Here is a 24,103-nt window from a genome sequence, read left to right as displayed (position 1 = left end):
AAAACGGACGGACGGACGGGCGGGACGGTCATGGCGAGGGCGCACGGCGTGGAACGGGTGGGGCGCGGCGGGACGTGGGGTGCGGCGGGGGTGTTCACCGCGGTGGCCTTCCTGGCGGCCGGGGTGCTGGGGGCGGTACAGCCGGCCACCGGCGTGCCCACCGAGGTGGTGCAGCTGACCCAGTTCGGGCCGGCCGCGGGGGTGGGCGCGATCGCCCTGTACCGGTGGAGGCGGACCCGCGAACTGCTGCGGGGCGGGGGCCGGCGCGGGGGCGGCGGGCGGGCGGTGGCACTCCTCGGGTCGGCCGCCTTGATCGTCGCGCTCACCGTGGGTGCGTACGGGACGCTCCGCGGGGGCGTCGGCTCCACTCCGCCGGGGGCCCTGCACCACCCCTTCGCCCTGATCGCGATGGCGCAACTGGCGGGGGCGTGCGGAGAGGAGATCGGCTGGCGCTGCTTCCTCCAGCCGCTGCTGCGGACCCGGTTCGGGACCCTCGCCTCGTCGGTGACGGTGGGCGTGGTGTGGGGTGCCTGGCACGTACCGGTCTTCGCCCAGGCCCCGGCCTACGCCGCGGGCTTCCTCGTCGCCACCGTGGCCATGTCGGTCGTCCTGGGCGTGGCCCTCGACCGTACGGGCGGTCCGTACCGGCTGCTGCTCGCGGGCGGCTTCCACACGCTCGTCAACCTCGGACTGCTCCTCTTCCTGGACGAGGAGTCGGGGGCGGTCACGCCGATGCTCTGCTTCGGGCTCTCCTGCCTCGTGGTGGCCCTGGCATGGGTGCGGGGGCGGCGGCGCGCGTCGGCGGTGGCCCCGGCGCCCGCGTCGGAGACCGCGCCCGCGCCGACTACCCTGCACGGGACATGAGTTCGATCGCCGCCCGCTCCCGCGCGGGGACCCTCCACGCCCTGACCGCCGTCGGCCGCTGCCACCTGGCCGGACTGCTCGGCCTGGTGGTGGCGGCCTGCGCGGGACCGGCCGTCGTCGGAGCGCTGCTGTTGCTGCCCGTCGGCATCGGCCACCGGCTGCTGCCACCCGCTGCGGCCCTGCTGCGCCGGTGCGCCGACCGGGCCCGGGAGCGGGCCGCGCGCTGGTCGGGGGTGCCGGTCAGCCCGCCCGCCCCGCTCCCGCGGACGGCGGGGGCCCGCGCGGTGCTGGCCGACGCCGGGTTCTGGCGCGACCTGGGCTGGGCCTGGCTGGAGCCCCTGGCCGGCGGCCCGCTGCTCGCCGTGCCGCCGTCGCTCCTCGTGTACGGGGCGTTCGGGGCGTTCGTCCAGCCGTTCGTGTGGCGGCTGCTGGGCGACGGCAACTGGTACGCGTTCGTCCCCGTGCGCAGCACCGCCGGCATGCTCGCGGCGCTGCTCCTGGGCGTCGCCCTCACGGCTGCCGCTCTCCTCCTGGCCCCCGCCGTGCTGCGCCTGCACGCGCGCTGGAGCCGGCTGCTCCTCGCCGCGCCCCGTACGACCGAACTCGTCCGCCGCATCGAGCAGTTGACGGACTCCCGGGCCGTCGCGCTGGACGGCCGGGCGGACGAGCTCCGGCGCATCGAACGGGACCTGCACGACGGGGCCCAGGCCCGGCTCGTCGCGCTCGGGATGCGCCTCGACGGCGCGACGCGCCTGCTGCACGATCCGCCGGCCGCCCGCGCGGCGCTGCTGGAGGCGCGCGAACTGTCCGCACGGGCCCTGGAGGACCTGCGCGACCTGGTCCGGGGCATCCAGCCGCCGGTCCTCACCGACCGGGGCCTGGGCGATGCCGTGCGCTCCCTGGCCCTCGACAGCTTCCTCGACGTGCACGTCGAGGTCCGCCTGGCGGGACGGCTGCCGGCCGCGGTCGAATCAGCCGCCTACTTCGCGGTCAACGAGCTGCTGGCCAACGCGGCGAAACACTCCGGCGGCGACCGCGTCGACATCGTCCTCGCCCACGGCGAGGGGCGGCTGCGCGTCACCGTCACCGACGACGGGCGCGGCGGGGCGGATCCCGCCCGGGGGACCGGACTGCTCGGTGTCCGGGCCCGATTGGCTACCTTCGACGGGAGCCTCGCCCTGCACAGCCCGCAGGGCGGACCGACCACAGTGACCCTGGAGATCCCGTGCGCGTCGTCCTTGCCGAAGACCTCTTCCTCCTGAGGGACGGCCTGGTCCGCACGCTCCGGGAGCACGGCTTCGACGTCGTCGCCGCCGTCGACAACGGCCCCTCGCTGCTGCGCGCCCTGCTGGAGGAGAAGCCGGACGTCGCGGTCGTCGACGTGCGCCTGCCGCCGTCCTTCACCGACGAGGGCCTCCAGGCCGCCCTCGAAGCCCGCCGCCACCATCGCGGGCTGCCCGTCCTCGTCCTGTCCCAGTACGTCGAGCAGCTCTACGCGAACGAGCTCCTGGCGAGCGACGACGGGGGCGTGGGCTACCTCCTCAAGGACCGGGTCACCGACACGGGCCAGTTCGTCGACGCCGTGCGGCGCGTCGCCGCGGGCGGCACCGTCCTGGACCCGAAGGTGATCGGCCGGCTCCTGTCGCGCGGCGACGCCCGGGGCACCATCTCCGCCCTCACCCCACGGGAACGCGACGTCCTGGAACTGATGGCGGAGGGCCGCTCGAACACCGCCGTCGCCGCGGCCCTCCACTTCAGCGAGAGCGCGGTCGCCAAGCACACCGCGAGCATCTTCGCCAAACTCGGCATCGCCCCGTCCACCGAGGACAACCGCCGGGTCCTGGCCGTCCTCGCGTACCTGCGCCGCTAGGCCGACGCCCCGTTCGTCCGCCGGAACGGCGATCCTGGGAGCATGCGTGCCGCCCGCCTGATCCGAATGGCCCTCCTGATCCAGTCGAACCCCGGCCTGACCGCCGCCGCACTCGCCCGCGAACTGGAGATATCCGAGCGGACCGTGATCCGCGATGCCCAGGCGTTGCAGGAGGCCGGGGTCCCCGTCCGGTCGGAGCGGGGCCGCGTCGGTGGCTACTTCCTGGCCCCGGGTCACCGGACCCGGCTCACCACGCTCCACCCGAGCGAGGCGGAGACCCTGTTCCTGTCGGGACTGCCGACGGCCTTGCAGGACCTGGGGCTGTCCGGTGCGGCGCACACTGCCCGGCTGAAGCTGACCGCGACCCTGCTCCCGTCGGTGCGCGAGGCAGCCGAGTCGGCGGCGCGCCGTTTCCACCTCGACGCCCCGGCCTGGTTCCGGGAGCCGTCCGCGCCCGAGCTGCTGCCGGACCTGGCCCGCGCCGTGTGGGCCGACCGGGCTGTCGAGCTGGCCTATGCGCGGCCTGGCCGGGACGGCTCACCGCCCTCCACGGCGACCCGGGTGGTGGAGCCGTACGGGCTCGTACTGAAGGCCGGCACGTGGTACGTCGTGGCCCGGGTCCGCGTCCCGGGCGGGCGGCCAGGCGAGGACGCGACCTGGCGTACCTACCGCGTCGACCGCCTCACGGCCCTCGCGCCCGCTCCCGGCGCGCAGGAACCGTTCGTGCGCGACGCGGCCTTCGACCTGGCCGCGCACTGGGAGGCCCGCTCGGCCGCCTTCGCCCGCGCGCTGCTGCGCACCACCGTCACGGTCCGGCTGACCGGGCGGGGGCTGCGCCGCCTGCCCGCGGTCGTGGACGGGGCCGCCGTCGAGGAGGCACTGGCCGCCGCGAGCGCCCCGGACTCCGACGGGCGGGTCACGCTCGGCCTGCCCGTCGAGTCCGAGGACGTCGCCTTCGACCAGCTGGCCCGGCTCGGCGCGGACGCCGAGGTACTGGCCCCGCACTCCCTGCGCACCCGCTTCCGCGCGCGTGCGGCGGCTGGCGGCCCTCTACCAGGCCGACCCGCCGGTGGCGGAACCCGGGGAAGCCGAGGGTCAGCGGTAGTCCTCGGGGGAGCCTTCCTTCCCGCCGTAGACGACGTCCTCGAAGTACGCCCAGGCGTCCGGCCGGCTGCCGTCCACGTCGGTCACCCCGTACACCTTGGCGAGCTCCCCGCTGGAGGTGGACTTGCCGTTCCACCGCTCGGCGCGGTCCGGGTCGGCGGCCAGCGCCGCCACCGTCCGGGCCAGGTACTGCGGGGACTCGGCGATCGCGAATGACGGCTCCTGGGCGATCGCGTCGCGCCAGTTCTCCTCGCTGACGCCGAAGAAGGTGAGCATCTGCTCCGAGCGCAGGAAGCCCGGCGAAACCGCGACCGCCGTACCCCCGTACTCCGCCAGTTCTTGGCCCAGCCCGAACGCAAGACGGATCGGAGCGTTCTTCGCCAGGTCGTAGTACATGTTCTCGCGGTACCGCCGGTTGGAGTGCGCGGTGCCGTCGGTGACCTCCACGTGCAGCGGCGCGTCCGAACGGATCAGCAGCGGCAGCAGCAGCGCAGCCGTGATCACGTGCGAGCGGGCGCCGAGTTCCAGGATGCGCAGGCCGTCGGCCAGTGGCGTCTCCCAGCTCTTCTTCCCGAACACGGAGGTGGCGAGGAGGTGCTCGCCGCCCCACAGGTCGTTGACGAGGATGTCGAGACGGCCCTGCTCCCGGTCGATCAGTTCGGCGAGGGCGCGTACCTGGGCTTCGTCGAGGTGGTCGGTGGGGACCGCGATCCCGGTTCCGCCGGCCGCGTCGACCAGCTCGGCGGTCTCCTCGATGGTCTCGGTGCTCCGGCCGACCTCGCTGGCCCGGGTCCGGGTGGTGCGGCCGGTGACGTACACGGTCGCACCGGCCCGGCCCAGCTCGACCGCCTGAGCGCGTCCGGCCCCGCGGGTGGCACCGGCCACGAGCGCGATCCGCCCGGCGAGCGGGCGCCGGGAGTCATCCTGACGGGTGTTCTCGTTGCTCATGTCCTCGTTGCTCATGTCATCCATCGTTCAGGCCAAAACTGACAGAACACGTCACCTTTTCCTTGGAGTGTCGCGCATCACGTACGGGTCGGAACGATTCCGTGCGGAGCCGCGTCCTGATGGGTGATCAATGGGATGAACTGCCCGGAACGAGACGGCAGATCGGTTTTCGGGCGGTCACACGGACAGCAGGGGAAGTGCTCATGGTTCTGCGCTCCAGTCGGCGTCGGGTTCTCGGTGCGGTTGCCGCCACCGCTATGGCTGTCGTCCTCCCCGCGGGGGGACGCGCCTTCGCGAAGGGCGCGGAGGGAGAGGGGATCACCGGCCGGCTGCGTGCGCTGGAGCGGGCGCATTCGGCACGACTGGGGGTCTTCGGGCGAGACACCGTCACCGGCAAGGCGGTGCTGTACCGCGCGGACGAGCTGTTCCCCATGTGCTCGACCTTCAAGACGCTCGCCGTGGCCGCGGTGCTCAGGGACCTCGACCGCGACGGCACGTTCCTCGCCCATCGCATCCGGTACACGAAGAAGGACGTCACGGAGTCCGGCTACGCACCGGTCACGGGCTTGCCCGAGAACCTCGCACACGGCATGACCGTCGCGGACCTGTGCGCGGCAGCCATCGACCACAGCGACAACACCGCCGGCAACCTCCTGCTGCGTGAACTCGGCGGTCCGGACGCCGTCACCCGCTTCTGCCGGTCCATCGGCGACCGAGTGACCCGGCTCGACAGGTGGGAGCCCGCGCTGAACTCCGCGGAACCGGGAAGGGCGAGCGACACCTCCAGCCCGCGCGCCCTCGGCAGCACCTATGCCCGGCTCACCGTCGGGGACGCGCTCGGCAGGCCCGACCGGGAACGGCTGACCGGGTGGCTGCAGGGCAACACCACCGGCGGCAACCGCCTGCGCGCCGGACTGCCGAAGGACTGGACGGTCGCCGAGAAGACCGGCACGGGCAGCTACGGCACCACCAACGACGTGGGCATCGCCCGGCCGCCCGGCCGAGGACCGGTCGCGGTCGCGGTCCTCTCCACCAAGCACGACCCGACGGCGCCGGCCGACGAGCCCCTGCTCGCCGCTACGGCCGCACTGGTGGCCGCGGCGCTGACGTGACCTCCTCCCCGGATGCCTGACCCACGGGTCGTCACCGGGCTCGGTCACGTCCTCGACCGGTTCTCCACCGGGGCAAGAGCCTGCTGCGCACATGCTGCAACGTCGTTGACCATTCACGCACGGCCGGCTCACCGGCCGGAGAGGAACACCGCCTTGATCACTCTGACTCCCCGCAACGGCCCGGCCCCGAGGGTCTTCGGCCCGGCCCCGCACGGCCAGGGCTCGCAGATCGCCCCGATCATGCTGCAGGAAGAGCTGTGGGAGCGGATGCGCGCACTGCCCTACGTGTACATGTCCCCCACGCTCGTCTCCGTGCCGCACGCCCGTGCCCTCTTCCTGCCCGAGGGCGTCGGCTCGGGCCCCGCCGAGGCCTTCCAGCGCGGCAGGGAATGGGCCCACATCCACCCCCACCACGACGGCTCGCTCCACCTCACGCTCCCGCCGGAGGCCGAGGAGGACGTCATCGCCGCGGGTTGGGGAGTGCACCACCCGGTCCAGGACGTGACGCTCGTCTACGGGCCCAGGACCGCGGAGGAGCTGGAGACGGTCTGGAAGATCATCCAGCTGTCGTACCGGTTCGCAATGGGCGCCAAGTGAAGCACCGCGCCGTGCACGAGAGGGCGCGAGGGATCCCCATGAGTGCCGGGCAGCCCGGACGGTAGTAGGCGGGGGAAACCCCCATGGGCCACACGGTCCCCGAGCGCGGTCACCTGGCCGAGAGCCTGAGCGGGCCGCGCCGGTGGACCGCTGTGAAGCACCACGAGCGGTCACCGCCGCGGTGCGCCGAGCGGCCGCGCGGCGGTAGCCGCGCGGCCGACTCGGTTCAGGAGCGCGGCGACACCAGCGCGACGGCCTCGATCTCCACCAACTGATCGGGGAACGCGAGGTCGGTGACACCCAGGATGGTGTCGGTGGTGCGGTGGTTGCCGACGTACTCCTTGTGCAGCCGGGCGGCCGTGTCGAAGTTCTTGCGCAGGTCCTTGGTGTAGATCTTCATGCTGACGATCTGGCTGCGCGGGATCCGGTAGTGCGCGAGCACCTTGTCCAGGTTGGCGAACGACGTGCGCACCTGCGTCTCGAAGTCGCCGACGCCCACGAGGTTCCCGGCCGCGTCGTGCGACAGCTGCCCCGAGATGTAGACCGTGTCCCCGGCTCTGACGGCCTGCGAGTACCCGTAGGACTCCTCCCACGGCACCCCGAACCCGAAGTGGTCCCAGCCGCGGCGCGCCTGGTCCTGCGCGCTGGCTCCCTGCGGTCCAGCAACGGCGATCATCACGGCCACGAACGCGGCCACCACGGCGGCGATGCCGAACCTGCGCCCTGACTTGGTCATTTCCTTCGTCCTTTCGTTCCCCAGTGGAGCCTGGCGCGACGACGTTTTCACGGGGCGAAGGAGAACTCCTCGAACGGGAACGGATCGGCGATCGAATTGCCTGCCCGGATTCCGCGACGCCCGACCCGAGCCCGTACAAGAGGACAGAAGGGGAGGCTGATCGTCGTGCCTCGCCGTCCGGTGGCGCCGACGACGGAGAATCGGAACAGAACCCAAGGAGGCGTCATGATCTTCATCACCGCAAAGTTCCCGGTCCGGCCCGAGTTCGCGGACCGCTGGCCCCAGATCGCAGCGGACTTCACCGCCGCGACCCGCGCCGAACCCGGCTGCCTGACCTTCGAGTGGTCGCGGAGCGTCGACGATCCGACCGAGTACGTCCTGGTCGAAGCGTTCCGCGACGACGATGCCGGAGCGGCCCACGTCCAGTCCGACCACTTCAAGGAGGCGCAGCGGACCCTGCCGCGCCACTTGGCCGCGACGCCCCGCATCGTGAACATGAAGCTGCCGCAGGACGACTGGTCCTTGCTGGGCGAGATGGCTGTCGAAGACAGCCCCTGACGGGATCGGCCCTCGCCACCGCCGGTCTGGCCGGCGGGCACGGGACTCGTCGTGAGGTGAGGTGAAACCGTGTTCCGGCGCGGCGATGAGTCCGCGGGCAGCCGGAGGTCTATCTCTTGACGGAGACAGCCGACCTCATCGGGAGTGAGCCATGGGCCTCGTCCACATCGCGATGTTCGCGACCCTCGACCTCGTCGGGCAGGCGCCCGGCGGCCCCGACGAGGACCCGGCGGGGTTCCCGTTCGGCGGCTGGCAGGCGCCCCTGCTGGACGAGGTTGCCGGGGCGCAGATCGGTGCCGCGTACGAAGGTACGGACGCCCTCCTGCTCGGCCGCCGGACGTACGACCTCTTCGCCGCCTACTGGCCCCGCCAGGAGGGCGGTCAGGACAACGAGATCGCCACGCTCTTCAACAGCGTCCCGAAGTACGTGGCGTCCCGCGGCCGGCCCGACCTCTCGTGGGCCGGATCCACACACCTCGGGCCGGACCTCGCCGGCGCGGTGCGCGAGCTCCGTGACCGCCACGAGCACGTGAAGGTCGTCGGGAGCCTGAACCTCGTGCAGACCCTCCTGCGCGAGAAGCTCTTCGACCGCCTCGACCTCTGGCTGCACCCCATCGTGCTCGGCGTCGGGAAGAAGGTGTTCGACGAGGGCGCGGTGCCCACCAACGTCTCGCTCCTCGCACCCCCGGCAGCCGGCCCGAAGGGCACCGTGTACCTGCGCTACGGGCTGGCCGACGGCACCCCGGCCACGGGGGACATGAGCGCACCCGACCGGGGCGCCCGCCGGGGCGACTGACGCCCCGTCGGCGTTACCTGTGCCGGGCCTTGCCCGCCCCGCTCCGGAGCACGTCATCCGCCTGCTGCGGCCTCGGCCTCCCAGCGCAGCAGGTCGCCCGGCTGGCACTCGAGTACCTCGCAGAGCGCGGCGAGCGTCGCGAAACGCACCGCCTTGGCGCGGCCGTTCTTGAGTACCGCCAGGTTCGCGGGCGTGATCCCCACGCGGTCCGCGAGGTCGCCCACGGACATCTTCCGCCTGGCGAGCATCACGTCGATGTCGACGACGATCGGCATCAGATCACCTCGTCCAACTCGGCCTGCATCTGCGCCGCTTCGACGTCGCGCGCGACGGCCTGGGCGAGCAGCATCCGCAGCACGAGCACGATGAGCGAGACCCCCAGGATGGCCAGGCCGACCCCGCCCATGATGACGGTGACGCCCGGGTCGTCCCGCTGACCCGGCGCATTGAGGGCCGTGACCGTGAACCACACGAGGGCGGCCGCCACGATCGCGCCGATCACGCCGTCCACGTACCGGAAGGCGGCGTGGGAGAACACGGTTCCGCGTCGCACCATCGTCACCAGCCGCCACACGCACACCAGGGCCACCTGGGCCGACACCATGCCCAGGATCGTGACCAAGCGCAGCGGGGTCAGCGGGAGCGACCCGTCCTCCGGGTCGGTGGCCAACGCCCACACCATCAAGGCCTGTACGAACACGGTGCCGACGAGCACCACCACGAGTACGGCGCGCAGCGCAGCCACTGTCAGCTTGCCCATGACCATCCTTCCATCGAGTAACGATGAAAATCTATCGAAAATCGATAGATGAGACAAGGCCTGCCCGGGAAGCCGCTCCCTGCGACGAGAACTGTGACCGGGAGCCCTGCCTCGTAGCCGACCCGCCGGACAGAATCCGGCCGGCCGGCGGAGCAGCGTCTGCTCAGCCGCTCGGGTGAGGGGGGATCGTTCCTGCCTCCGCCGCTCGCGATGTCCCCGCCGCCGGGGTCCCCCGTCCTTCTACGGTCGCCGGTGAAGTGACCCCCGTCCTCCGCGGCGCCGGGCGTTGCTGCCCACCACCGCCCCTGCGGGACGCGGCAGTTGTCGGCCGGCCGGTTCTTCGGCGTGGCGGCGGCCGGCAGGCCGCGGTGGGCGGCGGGCCGCGGTGGGCGGCGGGTCAAAGGGGACTCGCGTACCAAGGAGGCACCTGGTGTCCGTTCCGACGACGATCGACCACAGCGTGACCAAGCACTGCCCCCAGCTGGCCTACTGGATGGTCAAGGCCGCGGCGCTGGCCTACAAGGACGAGGCGACCGTGGAGGCCACGGCCCGGGAATGGGGGTTCGACCGGGTGCGCCACCACCACACCCGGTTCACGCCGCCGTTCCCGCTGCAGGACACGCAGGCGTACACGGTCGCCAGCGACAAGATGATCATCACCGGGTTCCGGGGGACCGAGCCGGCCCAGATCCGCGACTGGCTCTCGGACGCCACGACCCCGCCCGTGCCGGGCCCGGCGGGCACCGGATTCGTGCACTACGGCTTCGGCGAGGCCCTAGACTGCGTCTTCCCCACCGTCCGGCAATCGCTGGCCGAGTTCCGCGACAACGGCCAGAGCGTCTGGTTCACCGGCCACAGCCTGGGCGGCGCCCTGGCGATGCTGGCCGGCTGCCGCATGTACCTGGAGGCGCCGCGCCTGCAGGCCGACGGCATCTACACCTACGGCCAGCCCCGCACCTGCGAACGGATCTTGGCCGCCTCCTGCAACAAGGGCTTCAAGGACCGCCTGCACCGCTACGTCAACAACAACGACATCGTCCCCCAGCTGCCGCCAGAACCGGCCTACACCCACGTCGACACCCTCCACTACATCGACTCCACGGGACGCATCCGCAGCTCGATGCCCCTGCTGAGCGCTCTCGGTGACCGGGTCAAGGGCGCGACCGCCGACCTGCTCGCACCCACCAGCGACGCCCTGCGCGACCACCCCGTCAAGCAGTACCTGAACGCGATGGAGAAGAACCTCCTCTGAAGCCCGCCGTCCCTGCGCGCGAGACGGTGTTCTGCGTCATCCGGCAGGCTGCCGCTGCAGAGGTTCCGGGTGAGGAGGGCGCCCGCGGGTGACCGGTCCGCGGGGGCCCCGTCGGAGGAGAGACCCGTGTCGGAGGCGACACGGCAGGCGGAGCGGACGATGCTGGACGGATGGACGCCAGCGAAGCCAAGGACCTGCGTCACGGGCAGAGCGACCCCTTGGCGCCGACGGTGGGGGTGGAAGAGGAGTTCTTCCTCGTCGGGGCCGGCTCCCGGATCGTGCAGCCGGCCGCGGCACGCGTAGTGGCGCGCGCCGCCGCAACACTGGGCGACGACGTCTCCGGTGAGTTCACCGATTTCCAGATCGAGACCAGGACACCGCCCTGCACGTCGGTATCGCAGCTGCACCGGGAACTGCTGCGCCTGCGTGCCGGCATTGCCCGAGCGGCCGCGGCAGAAGGGCTCAAGGTGTGCCCTTCGGGCACACCGGTGCTGCGCCCGCCCGGGCCGGCGCCGATCGGCACCCATCCGCGCTACCGGGCCGGCGCCGACCTGTTCAGGTCCATGATGGACGACTACGTCATCAACGCCCTCCACGTCCACGTCCACCTGCCCGACCGGGACCTGGCCGTGCAGGTCTCCAACCATCTGCGGCCCTGGCTGCCGCTCCTGGTGGAAATGAGTGCGAACTCGCCCTTCTGCGAGGGCCGTGATACCGGCTACGCGAGTTGGCGCTCGGTCATCAGGCTGCGGTTCCCCGCCCTCGGGCCGCCGCCCTACGCGCGATCTTTCGAGGAGTACGGCCGGCACGCCGAGGCCATGGCGGAGGCCGGCGGCATGTCGTTCGCGGACCTGCCGTTCTGGGACGTCCGCCCCCACCCGCAGCTGCCGACCGTGGAAGTGCGCTGCATGGACGTCCCGGCAGATCCCGCGGACTCCGCGGCGCTGGCCGCGATCACGCGGGCCCTGGTGGTCACCGCCGCCGACGCGGCGAGCCGCGGCGAGGGAGCCCCGCACCCGTCGGCCGAATGGCTGCGCTGCGCCTACTGGAATGCCACGCGTGACGGCTGGAGCGGCCACGGCCCCGATGCCCTGACCGGGCAGGTCCTGCCGGCACCGGTGCGCGGCGCCCGGCTGCTGGAGCACGTCCGCCCCGCGCTGGAGGAACACGGCGACACCGAGCCGGTCACGGCCCTCTTGCGCCGGCTGGAGAGCCGCGGGTCGGGGGCGCACCGCCAGCGCGCCGCGTCCCGTCTGCCAGGCGGTCTGGCCGCGGTGGTGGACGACCTGACCGCCGCGCCCCCGCAACCGCCGCCGGAAACGACACCGACCGGGCCGCGAAACCGTACGTCACCTGACCGGCGGGTGTGCGACGGCGCCGGGCCCCCGCCCGTGTCAGCCTGGGATCCCCACGACACGCCGCCACTGGTGTCCGCACGACCGGCCGGGGCCGAGCTGTGCCCCGTGGCTCAGGAGGGCCCCGTGAAGCAAGCCCCGACCCTGCACGACCGCCCGCACGCCAACGACGCTGTCACCGACGCCCTGCGCCGGGACGGCTACGCCCGCTACCGCGCCGCGGACCTGGAACCGGACACGGACGCGCGCCGTAGGGACCTGGCCGAGATCGAGAGCGTCTTCGCCACTCTTCCGCCCGACCCCTACGCCCCGCACACCAACCGGTTCCGCCGCTACTCCCACGCCGTGTACCTGCCGTGGACCGGGCAGCTGTCCTTCACACCCGGCGCCCCCGACCCCACGTACGGCATGGTGACCGAATACTGGCAGGACGACCACAACCCGGAATTCCCGGACGTACGGCGCCGTCTGCCCGACCTCCCCACCACGCTGCACGGCAACGCGCTCCTGCAGCGCCTCATCGACACCGACCTCCACCACGCCCTGTGGCTGGAGGACCTCCAGCGCACCCCCGTCTACGTCGGCGTCCACCTGCTCAAACTGGCCGTCCACGCCAGCGCCGACACCGCCGTCTCCTCACCCAACAGCCTCCACCAGGACGGCGGCTCACCGGCCACGTTCACCTTCGCCCACTTCATCGGCTCCACCAACATCCGCGGCGGCGAGAACGTCATCGCCACGCCCGAGTCCGCCGGCCGCCAGCCCGATGACCTCCCTGAGACCGCGGTGCACGCACGCTTCACCCTCAACGAACCCCTCGACGGGTACGCCGTCCACGACCACAGGGTGAGCCACTACGTCGGACCGGTGAGCCTGGGCGACGGCACCGGCCCGGGCGAGCGCCGCATCCTCATCATCGGCCTCGCCCCGTACGGGCCCCGTCTGTAAGGCGGCTCATGCACCCGGCGAGCTGCTGCCGCGAGAGACGGACGAACCGCTGGAGAACGCGTCCTCCAGTTGCGTCAGCTCTTCCGCGCTCAGCTCGAGGTCCGCGGCCCGGGCCGAGTCGGTGATGGAGGCCGGGCGGCTGGCCCCCGGTACCGGGATCACCACCGGGGAACGCGCGAGCAGCCACGCCAAGGCGATCTGCTGCGGGCTGACGCCGTGCTCGGCCGCGACGCGGTGGAAGGCAGTGCCGGCGGAGGTGCTGCCGGAGGGGCCGTCGAGGGAGCTGCGCGAGATGCCACCCAGCGGGCTCCACGGCAGGAAGGCCAGGCCCAGCCGGGTGCTCAGTCGCAGCTCCGCCTCGCTGTCGCGCACGGCGGGCGAGTACTGGTTCTGCACGGAGACGAGTCCGTCGCCGAGGATCCCGTGCGCTTCGCGGATCTGGACGGTGGTGACGTTGGATATGCCGGCGGCGCGGATCGTGCCGGCGTCCAGCAACTCCCGCAGGGCGCCGACGGACTCCGCCCAGGGCACGGACGGATCCGGCTTGTGCAACTGGTACAGGCCGATGGCCTCGACGCCCAGGCGCTTGGCGGAGGCTTCGGCGGCGCGCTTGAGATGGGCGGGGTCCGCGGTGACGGTCCAGCTGCCGTCCCCGGGGCGGCCACGGCCGCCCTTGGTGGCGACCAGGACGCCGGAGGTGTCGCCGCCGTAGCGGGCCAGGGCGCGGGCGACGAGCAGTTCGTTGTGGCCCACCTCCCCGGCGTGCCAGTGGTAGCTGTCGGCGGTGTCGATGAGCGTGACGCCCGCGTCGAGCGCGGCGTGGACGGTGGCGACGGCCCGCGTCTCGTCCGGGCGGTCCTCGATGGACAACGGCATGGCGCCCAGTCCGACGGCGCTGACGGTGGTGCCTGCGAGGGTGCGGTACTGCATGGCGGTTGTGTTCCTCAGGTGGTGGGGGACGGTTCGGTGGTGAGGGCTTCCGCGACGGCGCCTGGAAGCCAGTCACAGGTGTGGGAGAAGGAGAAACCCAGTGCCTTGGCCCTGGCGTTGCTCATGGCGTAGTGGCGGTCGACGGAGAACGGCGACGCCTCCTCGCCCGCCGGCACGCTCCGGAAGACCGGTCCCCGGCCGGCCTGCGCAGCGACGACCTCGGCGAGGCCTCGTGCGTCGAGCGGCCCGTCCGAGCAGGCGTTCACCGCACCGGTGAAGTCGGCCGCGGTCGCCCACAGCAGCAGATCCGCCAGCTCCTGGTAGTGGATGAAGACCGTGGGCAGCGCGTGCGCATGCACGGTGACCTCTTCGCCCCGGGTGATGCGTTCGACGTAATGAGCCAGCCGGCCGGTGAACTCCCGCCCACCGCCGCCGAGGACGTGGGCGCTGCGCACACTGGCGAACGCGAAGCTGCCGTCACGGGTGAAGACGGCCTCCGCCTGGCGCTTGCCCTCGGCGTAGTGCGCCTCGAGGTATGCGTCGTCCTGCCAGGGCAGGTCCACGGCCACGGGCCAGGTGGCCGGGTCCACGGTCTCCTCCGCCACCGGCGTGCCCGCCGGGACCGCCGGCAGTTCGGCGGTCCCCGGGTCGTAGACCTCGATCGTGGAGGTCATGACGTAGCGCCGGGCGCGGCCGGCGAAGGCGCGGACGGCGATCTCGGCCTGCACGGGGGTGTAGCAGACCTGGTCGACGACCACGTCGAAGGTGCGGGAGCCCAGCGCGGCGGTGAGCGCGACCTCGTCGTTGCGGTCGACGACGAGGTGCTCGACACCGGCGGGCGGCCGGCTGGAACCCCGGTTGATCACGGTGACCCGGTGGCCCGCGGCCTGCAGACGTTGTATCAGGAGCTTGCCGAAGTACCGGCTTCCGCCGATGACGCAGATCTTTTGCATGCCGCCATCCTGAACGTCTACCGTCATCAGCAGAAGTGCCGATCTACTGAGGACGCATGAAGGAAAACTGTTGATCGATGTGCAGCGGCTGCGCGTCCTGCGGGCGGTGGCCCAGCACGGTAGCTTCAACCGGGCGGCCACCGCCCTCCGTCTCACCCCCTCGGCCGTCTCCCAGCACGTTGCCGCCCTGGAGCGCAGCCTCGGCGCCCGGGTCGTCGCCCGGAGCACCCGCGGGGTCACCCTCACCCCAGCCGGCCAGATCATGGTCGGCGCCGCCGAATCGGTCGCCGCAGAGCTGGAACACGCACAACAGCGGGTCGACCAGCTCACCACCGGCCGCACCCGGCTCACCGTCGCCACTTTCACCAGCGGCGGCAGGCTCCTGCTCCCCGGCGCTCTCGCCCGGCTCACCGCAGCCCATCCCGGCGCCGTGCTCCACATAAGGGAAGGTGAGCCCGAGACCACCCTGCCGCTCGTCCGGCAGGGCGCCGTGGACCTCGCCCTCGCCTATCACTTCGACGGCCCGTTGCCCGTCGGGCCGGGTCCCAGCTCCGGCCTGGAGTGGACCCACATCGTGGAAGACCCGTTGCACGTCGTCCTGCCGCAGGAGCACCGACTCGCCGGCAGCGAGGTGCTCGACCTCGCCGAGCTGGCAGCGGAGCCCTGGGTGCTCGGCTGTCTGAAAACCGAGGCGTACCTGCGCCGTTACGCCGAGCGAGCCGGCTTCGACCCCGAGGTGCGCGGCACGACCACCGACTACTTCTTCGCCCGCACGCTGGTCGCCGCCGGCTTGGGGATCTCGCTGATCCCCTCCATCGCACTCGACCCGGAGATCCCGGGCCTGCGCACCGTTCCGGTCAAGCCGCCGGGGCCGGTCCGGCACATCGGTGTCGCCGCGATCGGCCGTGGCGACCGGCCCCACGTCACGACCCTCATCCAAGCCCTCCGTGAGGAGGCGGTGCGGCAGCATCAGGGGCGGCGGGCCGCACACCTTCCGCCGCCCGTCCCGTGATCACGTGACGGCATGAACGGCGCGGATGTTAGCTTCGTCCCCGTGGCGGAACACCGGGACGTGACCAGGGCGGCCTACGACGGGGTCGTCGACCTCTACGCGTCGCTGTTCGCCGACCGGCTGGAGACGCGGCCGTTCGCCCGGGCCATGGTGGGCACCTTCGCCGAACTGGTCCGCGGCTCGGGGAACCTGCGGACAGCCGACGTCGGGTGCGGTCCGGGACATCTGACGGCGATGCTCCACGACTTGGGGCTGGACGCCTTCGGACTCGACCTCTCCCCGGGCATGGTCGGCCACGCCCGGCGGACCCATCCGGGGCTACGGTTCGACGAGGCGCGGATGGAGGCGTTGCCGGTCGAGGACCGCACGCTCGGCGGTGTGCTGGCCCACTACTCGATGATCCACACCCCGCCCGGGGAACTGCCGGCGCTGCTCGCCGAGCAGGCGCGCGTCCTGGCACCCGGAGGACTGCTGCTGGTCTCGTTCTTCGCGACGGAAGGACCGGAGCCGGTCCGCTTCGACCACAGGGTGGCTCCCGCCTACAGCTGGCCGGTGGACCGGTTCGCCGAGTTGCTCGCCGGGGCCGGGCTCGCGACTTCCGCGCGGCTGCTCCACGACCCGGCCTCCGAACGGGGCTTCCTCGACGCCCACTTGCTGGCCCGCCTCCAGTAGGGCGTCCCCGCGTCCCCGGGTGCCCGCCGTACCGGACGCGTGGCTGCGTCACGAGCCCGCAGGCCGCACCACCGCACCGGCGGCGCCGCCGGCCGGCGGACGGTGTGGGGGAGAGGTCCCCGCGGGGTGGCGCGCGGCGCCGTGCCGGGCCAGGTCCAGGAGGGTGTCCAGGTCGCGCGTCGCCTCGAAGGCGCACAGGGCCGTCGCCAGGAGCAGTGCGACGATCGCGGCGATCAGCACGGTGCGGCCGCGCAGGGGCGGCGTCAGCAGGGCGGCGACCCGACGCGGTACCGGGCCGGGTTCAGCGGGGGTGAACCGGCCCAGGACGCCGAGCGCGGCGGCGGGGATCCAGCCGCGGGCGCGGGTGCGCTTGGCGGCCAGGGCCGCCTTGCCCACGGTGCGGGCCACCTGCCGGCGGTCGCCGACAGTGGTGGCGGCGCTCTCGTCGGCCCAGCGTTCGACCGTGTAGGACACGGTGGGGACGAGTGGCCGCAGGAAGGGGTTGGCGGCCGCCGCGAGCTGGGTGAACGCGACGAACACGTAGTGGTGGTGGGTGAGGTGAGCCCGCTCGTGGGCGAGGAGCACCTCGTGCTCGGCGGTGTCGAGGGCGTCCAGCATGCCGGTGGAGACCACGATGCGGCCAGGCATCCCGGGGAGGGCGTACGCCTCGGCCGCCGGGTCTTCGACTACCACCAGCTGGTCGTGGCCCGGCATGCAGGCGGCTTCCGCCGCGGAGGCGGCCAGCGTGCGTACCCGGCGCCAGAGCATCACGGCCGCGGCCGTGGCAGTGGCGGCCAGCACGGCGCAGGCGAGGAGACCGACGGACAGCGAAGCCGGATCGTGGCGCTGGGCCACTTGCGCCGACCAGCGCCCGTCGGCCAGCCGTGCGAGCAGGGGGAATCGGATCAGCGCGGTGATCGCGAGCACGCCGAGGGCGAGGCTGCTCGCCGCGGCCAGCACCACCGCGCCGAGCGTCAGCAGCCAGGTGGCCAGTCGGGGCGGCAGTCGCTCACCCAGTGGCCGAGCGGCCAGGGCGGCCGACACCGGGAAGAGCAGGAGCAGGTACACGGCGAGACGCATCAGGGAGCCTCAGTCACCGAGGTCCAGGAGCTTGCGCAGCAGCTGCTCGTCGTCGTCGGAGAGGTCGTCGACGAACCGGGCCAGTACGGCCTCGCGGTCCGGGCGGCCCTCCAGCACCTTGCGCATCTCGTGGGCGGCGAGGCCGGATGCGTCGGCGATGGGGGCGTACGCGAAGGCGCGCCCCCGAGGGCTGCGCCTCAGCAGTCCCTTGGCGTAGAGCCGGGACAGGGCGGTGACGACGGTGCTGTACGAGAGTTCGCCGCCGAGCGCGTCCTTGACCTCGCCCGGGCTCAGGGCCTCGGGCGCGGCGCGGTGAAGCGTGTCGAGGACTTCGGCCTCCAGCTCGCCTTTGCCCCGGCCGCGCTTGGGCGGGGTGGGTTCGTGCACGGACACGGTCTCTCCTCCTGCGCCGTCTTCTGCGTTCACGTAGATGTTCTACGTTGCCGTAGAAGCTCATCCCGGAGTCTGTCATGCCCGGCAGCCACCGTGCAGGGCCGGGTGCGGGTCCGGGACGTCCGCACACCCGGGTTTTGCGTTCCCCCGCTCATCTTCTACAGTCCTGTAGAACTTCTGCGGGTCCGGCCGAGGAACTGCTTGCCGCTACCACCACGAAAGCGATGGACCCCTATGAGTGCTATCAGCGTCGGACAGGCAGCCGTCCTCGGCGTCGTGGAGGGAGTGACCGAGTTCCTGCCCGTCTCCTCGACCGGCCACCTCAAGATCACCGAGGGGCTGATGGGCATTCCCGTCGGTGAGGCCTCCGTGGTCGGCTTCACCGCGGTGATCCAGGTCGGCGCGATCGCCGCGGTCCTCGTCTACTTCTTCAAGGACATCGTGCGGATCGTCTCCGCCTGGGGTCGCGGCCTGGTCGACCGCGAGGAGCGCTACCACCACGACTACAAGTTCGCCTGGTGGGTCATCTACGCCACCATCCCGATCGTCGTCGTCGGCCTGGCGGCCAAGCCGCTGATCGAGGGCCCCCTCGCCTCCCTGTGGGTCGTTGCCGGGTCGCTCCTCCTCGGATCCGGCCTGATGTGGGCGGCCGACCAGATGGGCCGCCACAAGCGCGGCGAGGACGACACCGGTCTCAAGGACGCCATGCTGGTCGGCTGCTCCCAGATCCTCGCCCTGCTCTTCCCGGGCTTCTCCCGTTCCGGCGCCACCATGTCCACCGCCCTCATCCTCGACCTGGACCGCGTGGCGGCCACCCGCCTCTCCTTCTTCCTCGGCATCCCGGCCCTGACCGGCGCGGGTCTGTACGAACTCAAGGACGCCGTCGGCGCCGGAGTCGATCCCCTGCCGCTCGTCGTGGGCACCGCCGTCTCCTTCGTCGTCGCGTATGCCTCGATCGCCTGGCTGCTGAAGTTCGTCGCCAGGCACTCCTTCAACGCGTTCGTGCTGTACCGGATCGTCGTCGGTGTCCTGCTGTTCGCACTCCTGGGCACCGGAGTGCTCACCGCGTGACCGCCTCCGGGTGCATGCCGTGCCCGGCCGGCCCCGGTCCGTTTCGCCATCACGGCCGGCCGGTGGCCAGCCACAGGGTCACGACCGCGGTGGCGATGAGGGCGACGTTGAGCACGACCCGGCGGTCCTCGCCGGTCAGGCGAAGTCGGTGGCGGGCCCGGTGGCATAGCGGCTCATGACCTCCATGCCGGCCCGGGGCGTCAGCGGCGTGCCGTCGGCGGTCAGGCTCTGGAGGTCACGGAAGTACTGCACGTACAGGGCCGGGGTGAACGTGCTGAGCATGACCGCGGGCTGGTCGGTCATGTTCGTGAAGGTGTGCGGGGCGCCGGGCGGGACCATCACCAGCGTGCCCGCGGTCGCGTCGTGGTCCTCACCCCCGACGGTGAACCGCACCCTGCCGGAGACGACGTAGAAACCCTCGTCGTGGAGGGCATGGCGGTGCTGCGGGGGTCCGGCGGTGTGCGGTGCGAGCACGGACTCCGTCATTCCCAGACGGTGACCGGTGTGGCTGCCGTCTTCGAGGACGCGGATGCGCGTGGTGCCCAGGACGATCATCTCGCCGTCGTCGGGGCCGACCACCGATACGGCGGGGGCGGCCTGCGGCTCACTGGTCTTCGCTTCGTCGGTCATGCTCCCAGTGCAGCGCCGCAGCCCTGCGGGTGTCCAAGACCTGTTCCGCCGAGCGGATGCCTTGACGGTATCGTCGCAGCGTGGAGCTACGTACCCTGCGCTACTTCCTGGCGGTCGCCGAGGAACTCCACTTCGGCCGGGCCGCCGCCAGGCTGCACATGAGCCAGCCGCCGCTGAGCCGGGCGATCAAGCAGTTGGAGGCCGAGACCGGCGCCCTGCTGCTCGTCCGCTCCCCGGCCGGCGTCACGCTCACGCCCGTTGGGACAGTGCTGCGCGACGAAGCGCGAGCCCTGCTCGCCCAGGCCGACCGTGTCCGCGCCCGCGTGACCGCGGCGGCCGGCGCCGCGACCCTCGCCCTCGGCATCCTGGGCGACAGCGCCGACCCCGCCCTCACCAGGCTGGCGGCCGTCTTCCGGCAACGGCACCCCGGCGTCGACATCCGCATCCGCGACGCGGACCTGACCGACCCGACCTGCGGGCTGCGCGCCGGACTGGTCGATGTCGCCCTGACCCGTGCCCCGTTCGACGACACCGCACTGACCGTGCGTCAGCTGCGCACCGACCCGGTCGGCGCGGTACTGCGCGCCGACGATCCGCTGGCCGGTCGCGACCACCTGAGCCTGGCCGACCTGGCCGGCCGCCGTTGGTTCCGGTTCCCGCAGGGGACCGACCCGGCTTGGCAGTCGTACTGGAACGGCGGCGAGCCGCGCGAGGGCCCGGTGGTGCGCGTCGTCCAGGAGTGTCTGCAAGCCGTGCTGTGGAACAGCACGGTCGGCCTGGCCCCGCTCGGGCACGGCCTGCCCGAAAACCTCGCCGTGGTTCCGTTGACCGACATGGCTCCGAGCCGCGTGGTCGCGGTGTGCAACGACGGTGACGCCAATCCGTTGCTCCACTCGTTCATCGAGATCGCGACCGCCGTGTACCGCCGTTGAGCGGCTCCGGAGCGAGCGGTCGCGCGGGCGGCGGTCGTGCCGGCCCCGGGTTCGCCCTTTCTCCGTGCCGGATGCCGGTCAGCGGGTGTCGGTGCGCTCTTCGAGGCGGGTGCCGTGGCGAAGGGTGATCGACATGAGGTCGCTCGGTGCGTCCAGTTCCAGGCGGTGCCAGCGGCCGCGGGGAACGATCACGGCCGTACCCGCGGGCAGTTGTACCGCCTCCGGGGGTTCATCGGGTCCGGCGGCACGGAGGTAGAGGCGCACGCCCCCGGTGAGGCAGCAGACTGCTTCCTCTGCCTCCGGGTGCATTTCCCAGTGGTCGGCGTGTACGTCGGCGTCGGTCTCCGCACGGAACGCTGCGACGTGCCAGGCGCCGGCGTCGCTGGCCGTCATCTGCCGTCCGGTTGCCCGGACGTGGCCGTCAGGGGAGAAGTGGAGTGCCGAGTCGAACAGGTTGACGGGTGCGGTCATCGTGACGGTGTCCCTTCCGGCTGGGTCTCTGTGGTGAGGGCGGATCGCGGAGCGGTCGTCGCCGTCCGGCGGCGGGGGAGTACGGCGAGGGCGACGGCTGCGGCGAGCAGGAAGAGCGCGGCGGCGACCGCCAGGCCCAGGGCGTAGCCGTCGCTCAGCGCGGCGGGGCTGGTGGCAGCGCCGGTGTGGTGTGCCGCGAGGGTCGCGAGGGCAGCCAGGCCGATGCAGCCGCCGAGTTGGCGGGAGCTGTTGAAGACACCGGAGGCCGTACCGGCCTCGCGGCGGGTGACGCCGGTGGTCGCGGCGGCGGCGACCGGGGCCAGGACCAGTCCGGTCCCGACGCTGGTGAGGAGGGAGGGTCCGAGCACGTCGGCGAGGAAGCTGCCGTCCGGTCTGATGGAGGCGAACCAGAAGAGTCCCGCGGCGGCCAGCAGAGCGCCGGGCACCAGGGATGCGCGCGGGGAGCGGGAGGAGGCGATCCGAGTAGCGACGACGGTGCCTGCGATCAGGCCTGCGGAGAAGGGCAGGAATGCGGCGCCGGTCGCGGCGGCGCCCAGGCCCAGGACCTGCTGCATGTACAGGGACACGAAGTAGAAGGCGGCGAACTGCCCGGCCGCCGCGAGGAACACCAGCACGTTGGCACCGGCGATCCGGTGACTGCGCAGGAGCCCGAGGCGCAGGAGCGGCGCGGAGGTCCTGGATTCGGTGATGAGGAAGGCGGTCAGCACGACGACCGCGGCGGCGAGGGTCACCAAGGTGGCCGGGGAGGCCCATCCCCGTGCCTCGCTGCGCACGACGGCGAACACCAACAGGCCGGTTCCGCCGGTGGCCAGGACCGCGCCCAGCACATCTGGCCCCTCCCGCCTGGCCGGAGGCGTTTCGGCGGCAGCGCCCGGGGGGACCAGGGCGAGGGCGGCCGCGACGACGGGCAGGTTGATGAGCATGATCCACCGCCAGCCTGCGTACTGCGTCAAGAGTCCTCCCACGAGCACGCCCAGTGCACCGCCCGCAGCGTTGACCGCGCTCCACACCCCGAGTGCGCGGGTGCGCTGGGGGCCCTCGGGGAAGGTCGTGGTCAGCATGGCCAGGGCGGCCGGAGCGGCCGTGGCGGCACCCAGGCCCTGGCCGGCGCGGGCGGCTATCAGTTGCCAGGGCGCCTGGGCCAGCCCGCCCGCCAGGGAACACAGCCCGAAGACCGCCAGTCCCAGTACGAAGAGCCGACGCCGGCCGAACAGGTCGCAGGCGCGGCCGCCCAGCAGCAGGAGTCCGCCGAACGTCAGCGCGTACACGTGCACGACCCAGGACAGGTCGAGCGGGGCGAACCCCAGCGCCACTCGGATCGCGGGCAGCGCCACGTTGACCACCGACATGTCCAGGGCCATGACGCACTGCGCGACGGCAACCGCCGCCAGCACAACCCCTGATGAGTGCCTGCCTAAGTTTCTATACATGTAAGAAAAATAGGGGAGAGGTGCCTCGCTGTCGACCCCCGGGGGATGATGGGGGCATGCCGCAACCGACCGCACCGCGCAAGACCCCCGGCCGACCTCCCCGCATCTCCCGCGAGGAGATCATCCGGACGGCCTTGCGGATCCTGGACGAGCAAGGCGTGGACCGGCTGACGATGCGGCGGTTGGCCACGGAGATCGGCAGTACACCGATGGCGCTCTACCATCACGTCCGCGACAAGGACGAACTGCTCGTCCTGCTGCTGGACGACTACGCGACGCGGACGCTGCACCGCCCCGAATTGCCCGCCCGGCCCCGCGATCGGGTCATCGTCGCCGCGGACGCGATCCACGGGGTCCTGGCCGCCTGCCCTTGGATCGTGACGGTCCTGACCGCCGACGACCTCTTCTCCAAGAGCGCTCTGTGGTTCGTCGATCAGATCGTCGACGGCCTGGTCGAGTGCGGACTGACCCTCGACCAGGCCGTGCACGGGTACCGTGCGATCTGGCACTACACAGCCGGAGAGATCATGGTCCGCGCGGCGTCCGCCCGGCGACGCGCGGAGGACGACCGCCCCACCTACAGGTCGGCGGTCTTCGCGGACCTCGTCCCGGACGAGGTTCCCCGGTTGGCTCAAGTCGCAGACCGGTGGGAGGCGTTGACCGCCCAGGACACCTACGTGGAAGGGCTCCGGGCCCTGGTGGACGGCCTCACCACCCGGTAGCGAGGACGCGCCGCCGACACGCCGGCCCCTGCCCACGCGGCCGCCGGCAGGCCGCCGTGGTCACAACGAGCCGAGGAATCCTCGGACCGCCGAGGCGAAGCCGGCCGGGTCGGTTTCGTGCACGGTGTGTCCTGTGGGAAGGTCAGCCCGGTGAGTGCCGGGGCGTCGCGCCGCCATGCTCCGTGCGTGCCCGGCGCTGAGGACCCGGCTGCGGCTGCCGCGGACGAGCAGCGCGGGGCAGCTGCCGGCGAGCCAGTCGTGCCAGTGGTCACCGTTGAGCTGCCGCTGGGAGGCGTTCATGCCCTGCGGGTCGAAGGCGAGGCCCCACCCGTCGGGGTACTCGCGGACGGAGTCGGTGAGGTAGCCGGCCGAGGGGCCGAGTGCTTCCAACAGCGCGGTCCGGGTCGGCGCCCGGTCCGGCCAGGGCAGGCAGAAGGACAGGTCGCCCTCGACCTCGGCGCCGATGTCTTCGATGACCAGGGCGCGGACGAGTCGGGGATGCCGGGCGGCGAGCTGGTAGGCATTGACGCCTCCGAGCGAGTGTCCGAGCACGACGGCATTGCTGATGCCCAGGTTCTCCAGGGTGCTCGCCGCGTCCTGGACGTAGCCGTTGCGGGAGTAGTCGGCGGGGTGGTCGGAGTATCCGTGCCCTCGCTGGTCGAGAGCGATGATGCGCCAGTGGTCGCCCAGTTCGTGGGCCAGCCGCGTGAAGGTGCGGCCCTCTGCGAAGTGCCCGTGCAAGGCGAGCAGGGGCTGTCCCGGGCCGCCGAAATCGAGGAAGGACAGGCGACGCCCGGCCACGGTCGTCGCTGCACGCCTCGGCTCGGGCCCGGTCGTCGAAGTCATGGGCGTAGCTTGCCATTCGCCGGGATGCCGCTGCGCCTCC

26 protein-coding genes and 1 pseudogene are annotated in these 24,103 nt (G+C 72.3%); 15 read left to right on the top strand and 12 right to left on the bottom strand.

Features of this window, described 5'->3' with window-relative positions:
• Positions 1-30: 30 nt before the first annotated feature.
• The 4 genes and pseudogenes from OG861_RS02090 to OG861_RS02075 form a co-directional block, all read left to right on the top strand.
• Positions 31-864, top strand: coding sequence for a CPBP family intramembrane glutamic endopeptidase (locus OG861_RS02090; protein ID WP_329201118.1), 834 nt, complete (start codon positions 31-33; stop codon positions 862-864).
• Positions 861-2,126 (top strand): sensor histidine kinase, encoded by a 1,266-nt coding sequence (locus OG861_RS02085; protein WP_329201120.1) that lies wholly within the window; start codon positions 861-863, stop codon positions 2,124-2,126. Before OG861_RS02090 ends, OG861_RS02085 begins: the two co-directional genes overlap by 4 nt.
• On the top strand, positions 2,090-2,734 hold the full coding sequence (locus OG861_RS02080) for a response regulator transcription factor (RefSeq protein WP_329201122.1): 645 nt from the start codon (positions 2,090-2,092) through the stop codon (positions 2,732-2,734). The genes OG861_RS02085 and OG861_RS02080 overlap by 37 nt, the downstream gene beginning before the upstream one ends.
• Before the next feature lie 42 nt (positions 2,735-2,776).
• Positions 2,777-3,715: pseudogene (locus OG861_RS02075) on the top strand (helix-turn-helix transcriptional regulator); the annotation flags it as partial.
• 114 nt (positions 3,716-3,829) lie between these two features.
• On the opposite strand, the gene OG861_RS02070 reads toward OG861_RS02075, so the two are convergent.
• Complete coding sequence (locus tag OG861_RS02070; protein WP_329201126.1) at positions 3,830-4,801, bottom strand: SDR family oxidoreductase; 972 nt, start codon at positions 4,799-4,801, stop codon at positions 3,830-3,832.
• A gap of 242 nt (positions 4,802-5,043) precedes the next feature.
• On the opposite strand from OG861_RS02070, the gene bla reads away from it, so the two are divergent.
• Entirely contained in the window at positions 5,044-5,898 is an 855-nt protein-coding gene (gene bla / locus OG861_RS02065) for a class A beta-lactamase (protein WP_329201128.1), read from the top strand.
• 153 nt (positions 5,899-6,051) lie between these two features.
• The gene (locus OG861_RS02060; RefSeq protein ID WP_329201131.1) at positions 6,052-6,495 is read left to right on the top strand and encodes a luciferase domain-containing protein; all 444 of its coding nucleotides are present in this window, start codon (positions 6,052-6,054) and stop codon (positions 6,493-6,495) included.
• A gap of 226 nt (positions 6,496-6,721) precedes the next feature.
• On the opposite strand, the gene OG861_RS02055 is transcribed toward OG861_RS02060, so the two are convergent.
• Positions 6,722-7,231 carry a RidA family protein gene (locus tag OG861_RS02055; protein WP_329201133.1) on the bottom strand — a complete coding sequence of 170 codons (510 nt, stop codon included), beginning with the start codon at positions 7,229-7,231 and terminating at the stop codon, positions 6,722-6,724.
• A 225-nt stretch (positions 7,232-7,456) separates the two neighbouring features.
• On the opposite strand from OG861_RS02055, the gene OG861_RS02050 reads away from it, so the two are divergent.
• Positions 7,457-7,789: a putative quinol monooxygenase gene (locus OG861_RS02050; protein WP_329201135.1), complete on the top strand. Its 333-nt coding sequence runs from the start codon at positions 7,457-7,459 to the stop codon at positions 7,787-7,789.
• A 151-nt stretch (positions 7,790-7,940) separates the two neighbouring features.
• Positions 7,941-8,585, top strand: a complete 645-nt coding sequence (locus OG861_RS02045) for a dihydrofolate reductase family protein (protein ID WP_330261074.1) — start codon at positions 7,941-7,943, stop codon at positions 8,583-8,585.
• 53 nt (positions 8,586-8,638) lie between these two features.
• On the opposite strand, the gene OG861_RS02040 is transcribed toward OG861_RS02045, so the two are convergent.
• Positions 8,639-8,860: a helix-turn-helix domain-containing protein gene (locus tag OG861_RS02040; RefSeq protein ID WP_330261073.1), complete on the bottom strand. Its 222-nt coding sequence runs from the start codon at positions 8,858-8,860 to the stop codon at positions 8,639-8,641.
• Entirely contained in the window at positions 8,860-9,345 is a 486-nt protein-coding gene (locus OG861_RS02035; RefSeq protein ID WP_329201141.1) for a DUF2975 domain-containing protein, read from the bottom strand. Before OG861_RS02035 ends, OG861_RS02040 begins: the two co-directional genes overlap by 1 nt.
• Before the next feature lie 430 nt (positions 9,346-9,775).
• On the opposite strand from OG861_RS02035, the gene OG861_RS02030 reads away from it, so the two are divergent.
• Together OG861_RS02030 and OG861_RS02025 are read left to right on the top strand one after the other, a co-directional pair.
• Complete coding sequence (locus OG861_RS02030) at positions 9,776-10,597, top strand: lipase family protein (RefSeq protein ID WP_329201143.1); 822 nt, start codon at positions 9,776-9,778, stop codon at positions 10,595-10,597.
• 170 nt (positions 10,598-10,767) lie between these two features.
• On the top strand, positions 10,768-12,900 hold the full coding sequence (locus OG861_RS02025) for a YbdK family carboxylate-amine ligase (protein ID WP_330261072.1): 2,133 nt from the start codon (positions 10,768-10,770) through the stop codon (positions 12,898-12,900).
• Between the two features lie 6 nt (positions 12,901-12,906).
• Here the strand turns inward: OG861_RS02025 and OG861_RS02020 are convergent, their stop codons facing one another.
• On the bottom strand, positions 12,907-13,830 hold the full coding sequence (locus tag OG861_RS02020) for an aldo/keto reductase (protein ID WP_329201147.1): 924 nt from the start codon (positions 13,828-13,830) through the stop codon (positions 12,907-12,909).
• A gap of 14 nt (positions 13,831-13,844) precedes the next feature.
• Positions 13,845-14,783 (bottom strand): NAD-dependent epimerase/dehydratase family protein, encoded by a 939-nt coding sequence (locus tag OG861_RS02015; protein WP_329201149.1) that lies wholly within the window; start codon positions 14,781-14,783, stop codon positions 13,845-13,847.
• 70 nt (positions 14,784-14,853) lie between these two features.
• On the opposite strand from OG861_RS02015, the gene OG861_RS02010 reads away from it, so the two are divergent.
• Positions 14,854-15,795 carry a LysR family transcriptional regulator gene (locus tag OG861_RS02010; RefSeq protein WP_329201151.1) on the top strand — a complete coding sequence of 314 codons (942 nt, stop codon included), beginning with the start codon at positions 14,854-14,856 and terminating at the stop codon, positions 15,793-15,795.
• A gap of 42 nt (positions 15,796-15,837) precedes the next feature.
• A complete protein-coding gene (locus tag OG861_RS02005; RefSeq protein WP_329201153.1) occupies positions 15,838-16,467 on the top strand; it encodes a class I SAM-dependent methyltransferase in 630 nt (209 codons plus the stop codon).
• Positions 16,468-16,515: 48 nt separating this feature from the next.
• Here OG861_RS02005 and OG861_RS02000 read toward each other — a convergent pair whose 3' ends face one another.
• Complete coding sequence (locus OG861_RS02000) at positions 16,516-17,547, bottom strand: M56 family metallopeptidase (RefSeq protein WP_329201155.1); 1,032 nt, start codon at positions 17,545-17,547, stop codon at positions 16,516-16,518.
• 9 nt (positions 17,548-17,556) lie between these two features.
• Positions 17,557-17,940: a BlaI/MecI/CopY family transcriptional regulator gene (locus OG861_RS01995; protein WP_329201156.1), complete on the bottom strand. Its 384-nt coding sequence runs from the start codon at positions 17,938-17,940 to the stop codon at positions 17,557-17,559.
• A gap of 234 nt (positions 17,941-18,174) precedes the next feature.
• Here OG861_RS01995 and OG861_RS01990 point away from each other — a divergent pair, with 234 nt between their 5' ends.
• Positions 18,175-19,011 (top strand): undecaprenyl-diphosphate phosphatase, encoded by an 837-nt coding sequence (locus tag OG861_RS01990; RefSeq protein WP_329201158.1) that lies wholly within the window; start codon positions 18,175-18,177, stop codon positions 19,009-19,011.
• 135 nt (positions 19,012-19,146) lie between these two features.
• On the opposite strand, the gene OG861_RS01985 is transcribed toward OG861_RS01990, so the two are convergent.
• Complete coding sequence (locus OG861_RS01985; protein WP_329201160.1) at positions 19,147-19,641, bottom strand: cupin domain-containing protein; 495 nt, start codon at positions 19,639-19,641, stop codon at positions 19,147-19,149.
• An 80-nt stretch (positions 19,642-19,721) separates the two neighbouring features.
• Between OG861_RS01985 and OG861_RS01980 the strand changes: the two genes are divergently transcribed.
• Positions 19,722-20,573, top strand: coding sequence for a LysR substrate-binding domain-containing protein (locus tag OG861_RS01980; RefSeq protein WP_329201162.1), 852 nt, complete (start codon positions 19,722-19,724; stop codon positions 20,571-20,573).
• A gap of 78 nt (positions 20,574-20,651) precedes the next feature.
• On the opposite strand, the gene OG861_RS01975 is transcribed toward OG861_RS01980, so the two are convergent.
• Both OG861_RS01975 and OG861_RS01970 read right to left on the bottom strand, forming a co-directional pair.
• On the bottom strand, positions 20,652-21,044 hold the full coding sequence (locus OG861_RS01975; protein WP_329201164.1) for a cupin domain-containing protein: 393 nt from the start codon (positions 21,042-21,044) through the stop codon (positions 20,652-20,654).
• The gene (locus OG861_RS01970; protein ID WP_329201166.1) at positions 21,041-22,495 is read right to left on the bottom strand and encodes an MFS transporter; all 1,455 of its coding nucleotides are present in this window, start codon (positions 22,493-22,495) and stop codon (positions 21,041-21,043) included. Before OG861_RS01970 ends, OG861_RS01975 begins: the two co-directional genes overlap by 4 nt.
• A 56-nt stretch (positions 22,496-22,551) precedes the next feature.
• On the opposite strand from OG861_RS01970, the gene OG861_RS01965 reads away from it, so the two are divergent.
• Complete coding sequence (locus tag OG861_RS01965; RefSeq protein WP_329201168.1) at positions 22,552-23,217, top strand: TetR/AcrR family transcriptional regulator; 666 nt, start codon at positions 22,552-22,554, stop codon at positions 23,215-23,217.
• Positions 23,218-23,277: 60 nt separating this feature from the next.
• Here the strand turns inward: OG861_RS01965 and OG861_RS01960 are convergent, their stop codons facing one another.
• A complete protein-coding gene (locus OG861_RS01960) occupies positions 23,278-24,063 on the bottom strand; it encodes an alpha/beta fold hydrolase (protein ID WP_329201170.1) in 786 nt (261 codons plus the stop codon).
• Positions 24,064-24,103 lie beyond the last annotated feature (40 nt).

The sequence above is a fragment of the Streptomyces sp. NBC_00539 genome, assembly GCF_036346105.1.
Lineage (GTDB): Bacteria > Actinomycetota > Actinomycetes > Streptomycetales > Streptomycetaceae > Streptomyces.
The sequence above is the reverse complement of the archived record's forward strand: the minus strand, read 5'-3'. Positions and strand labels throughout refer to the sequence as shown.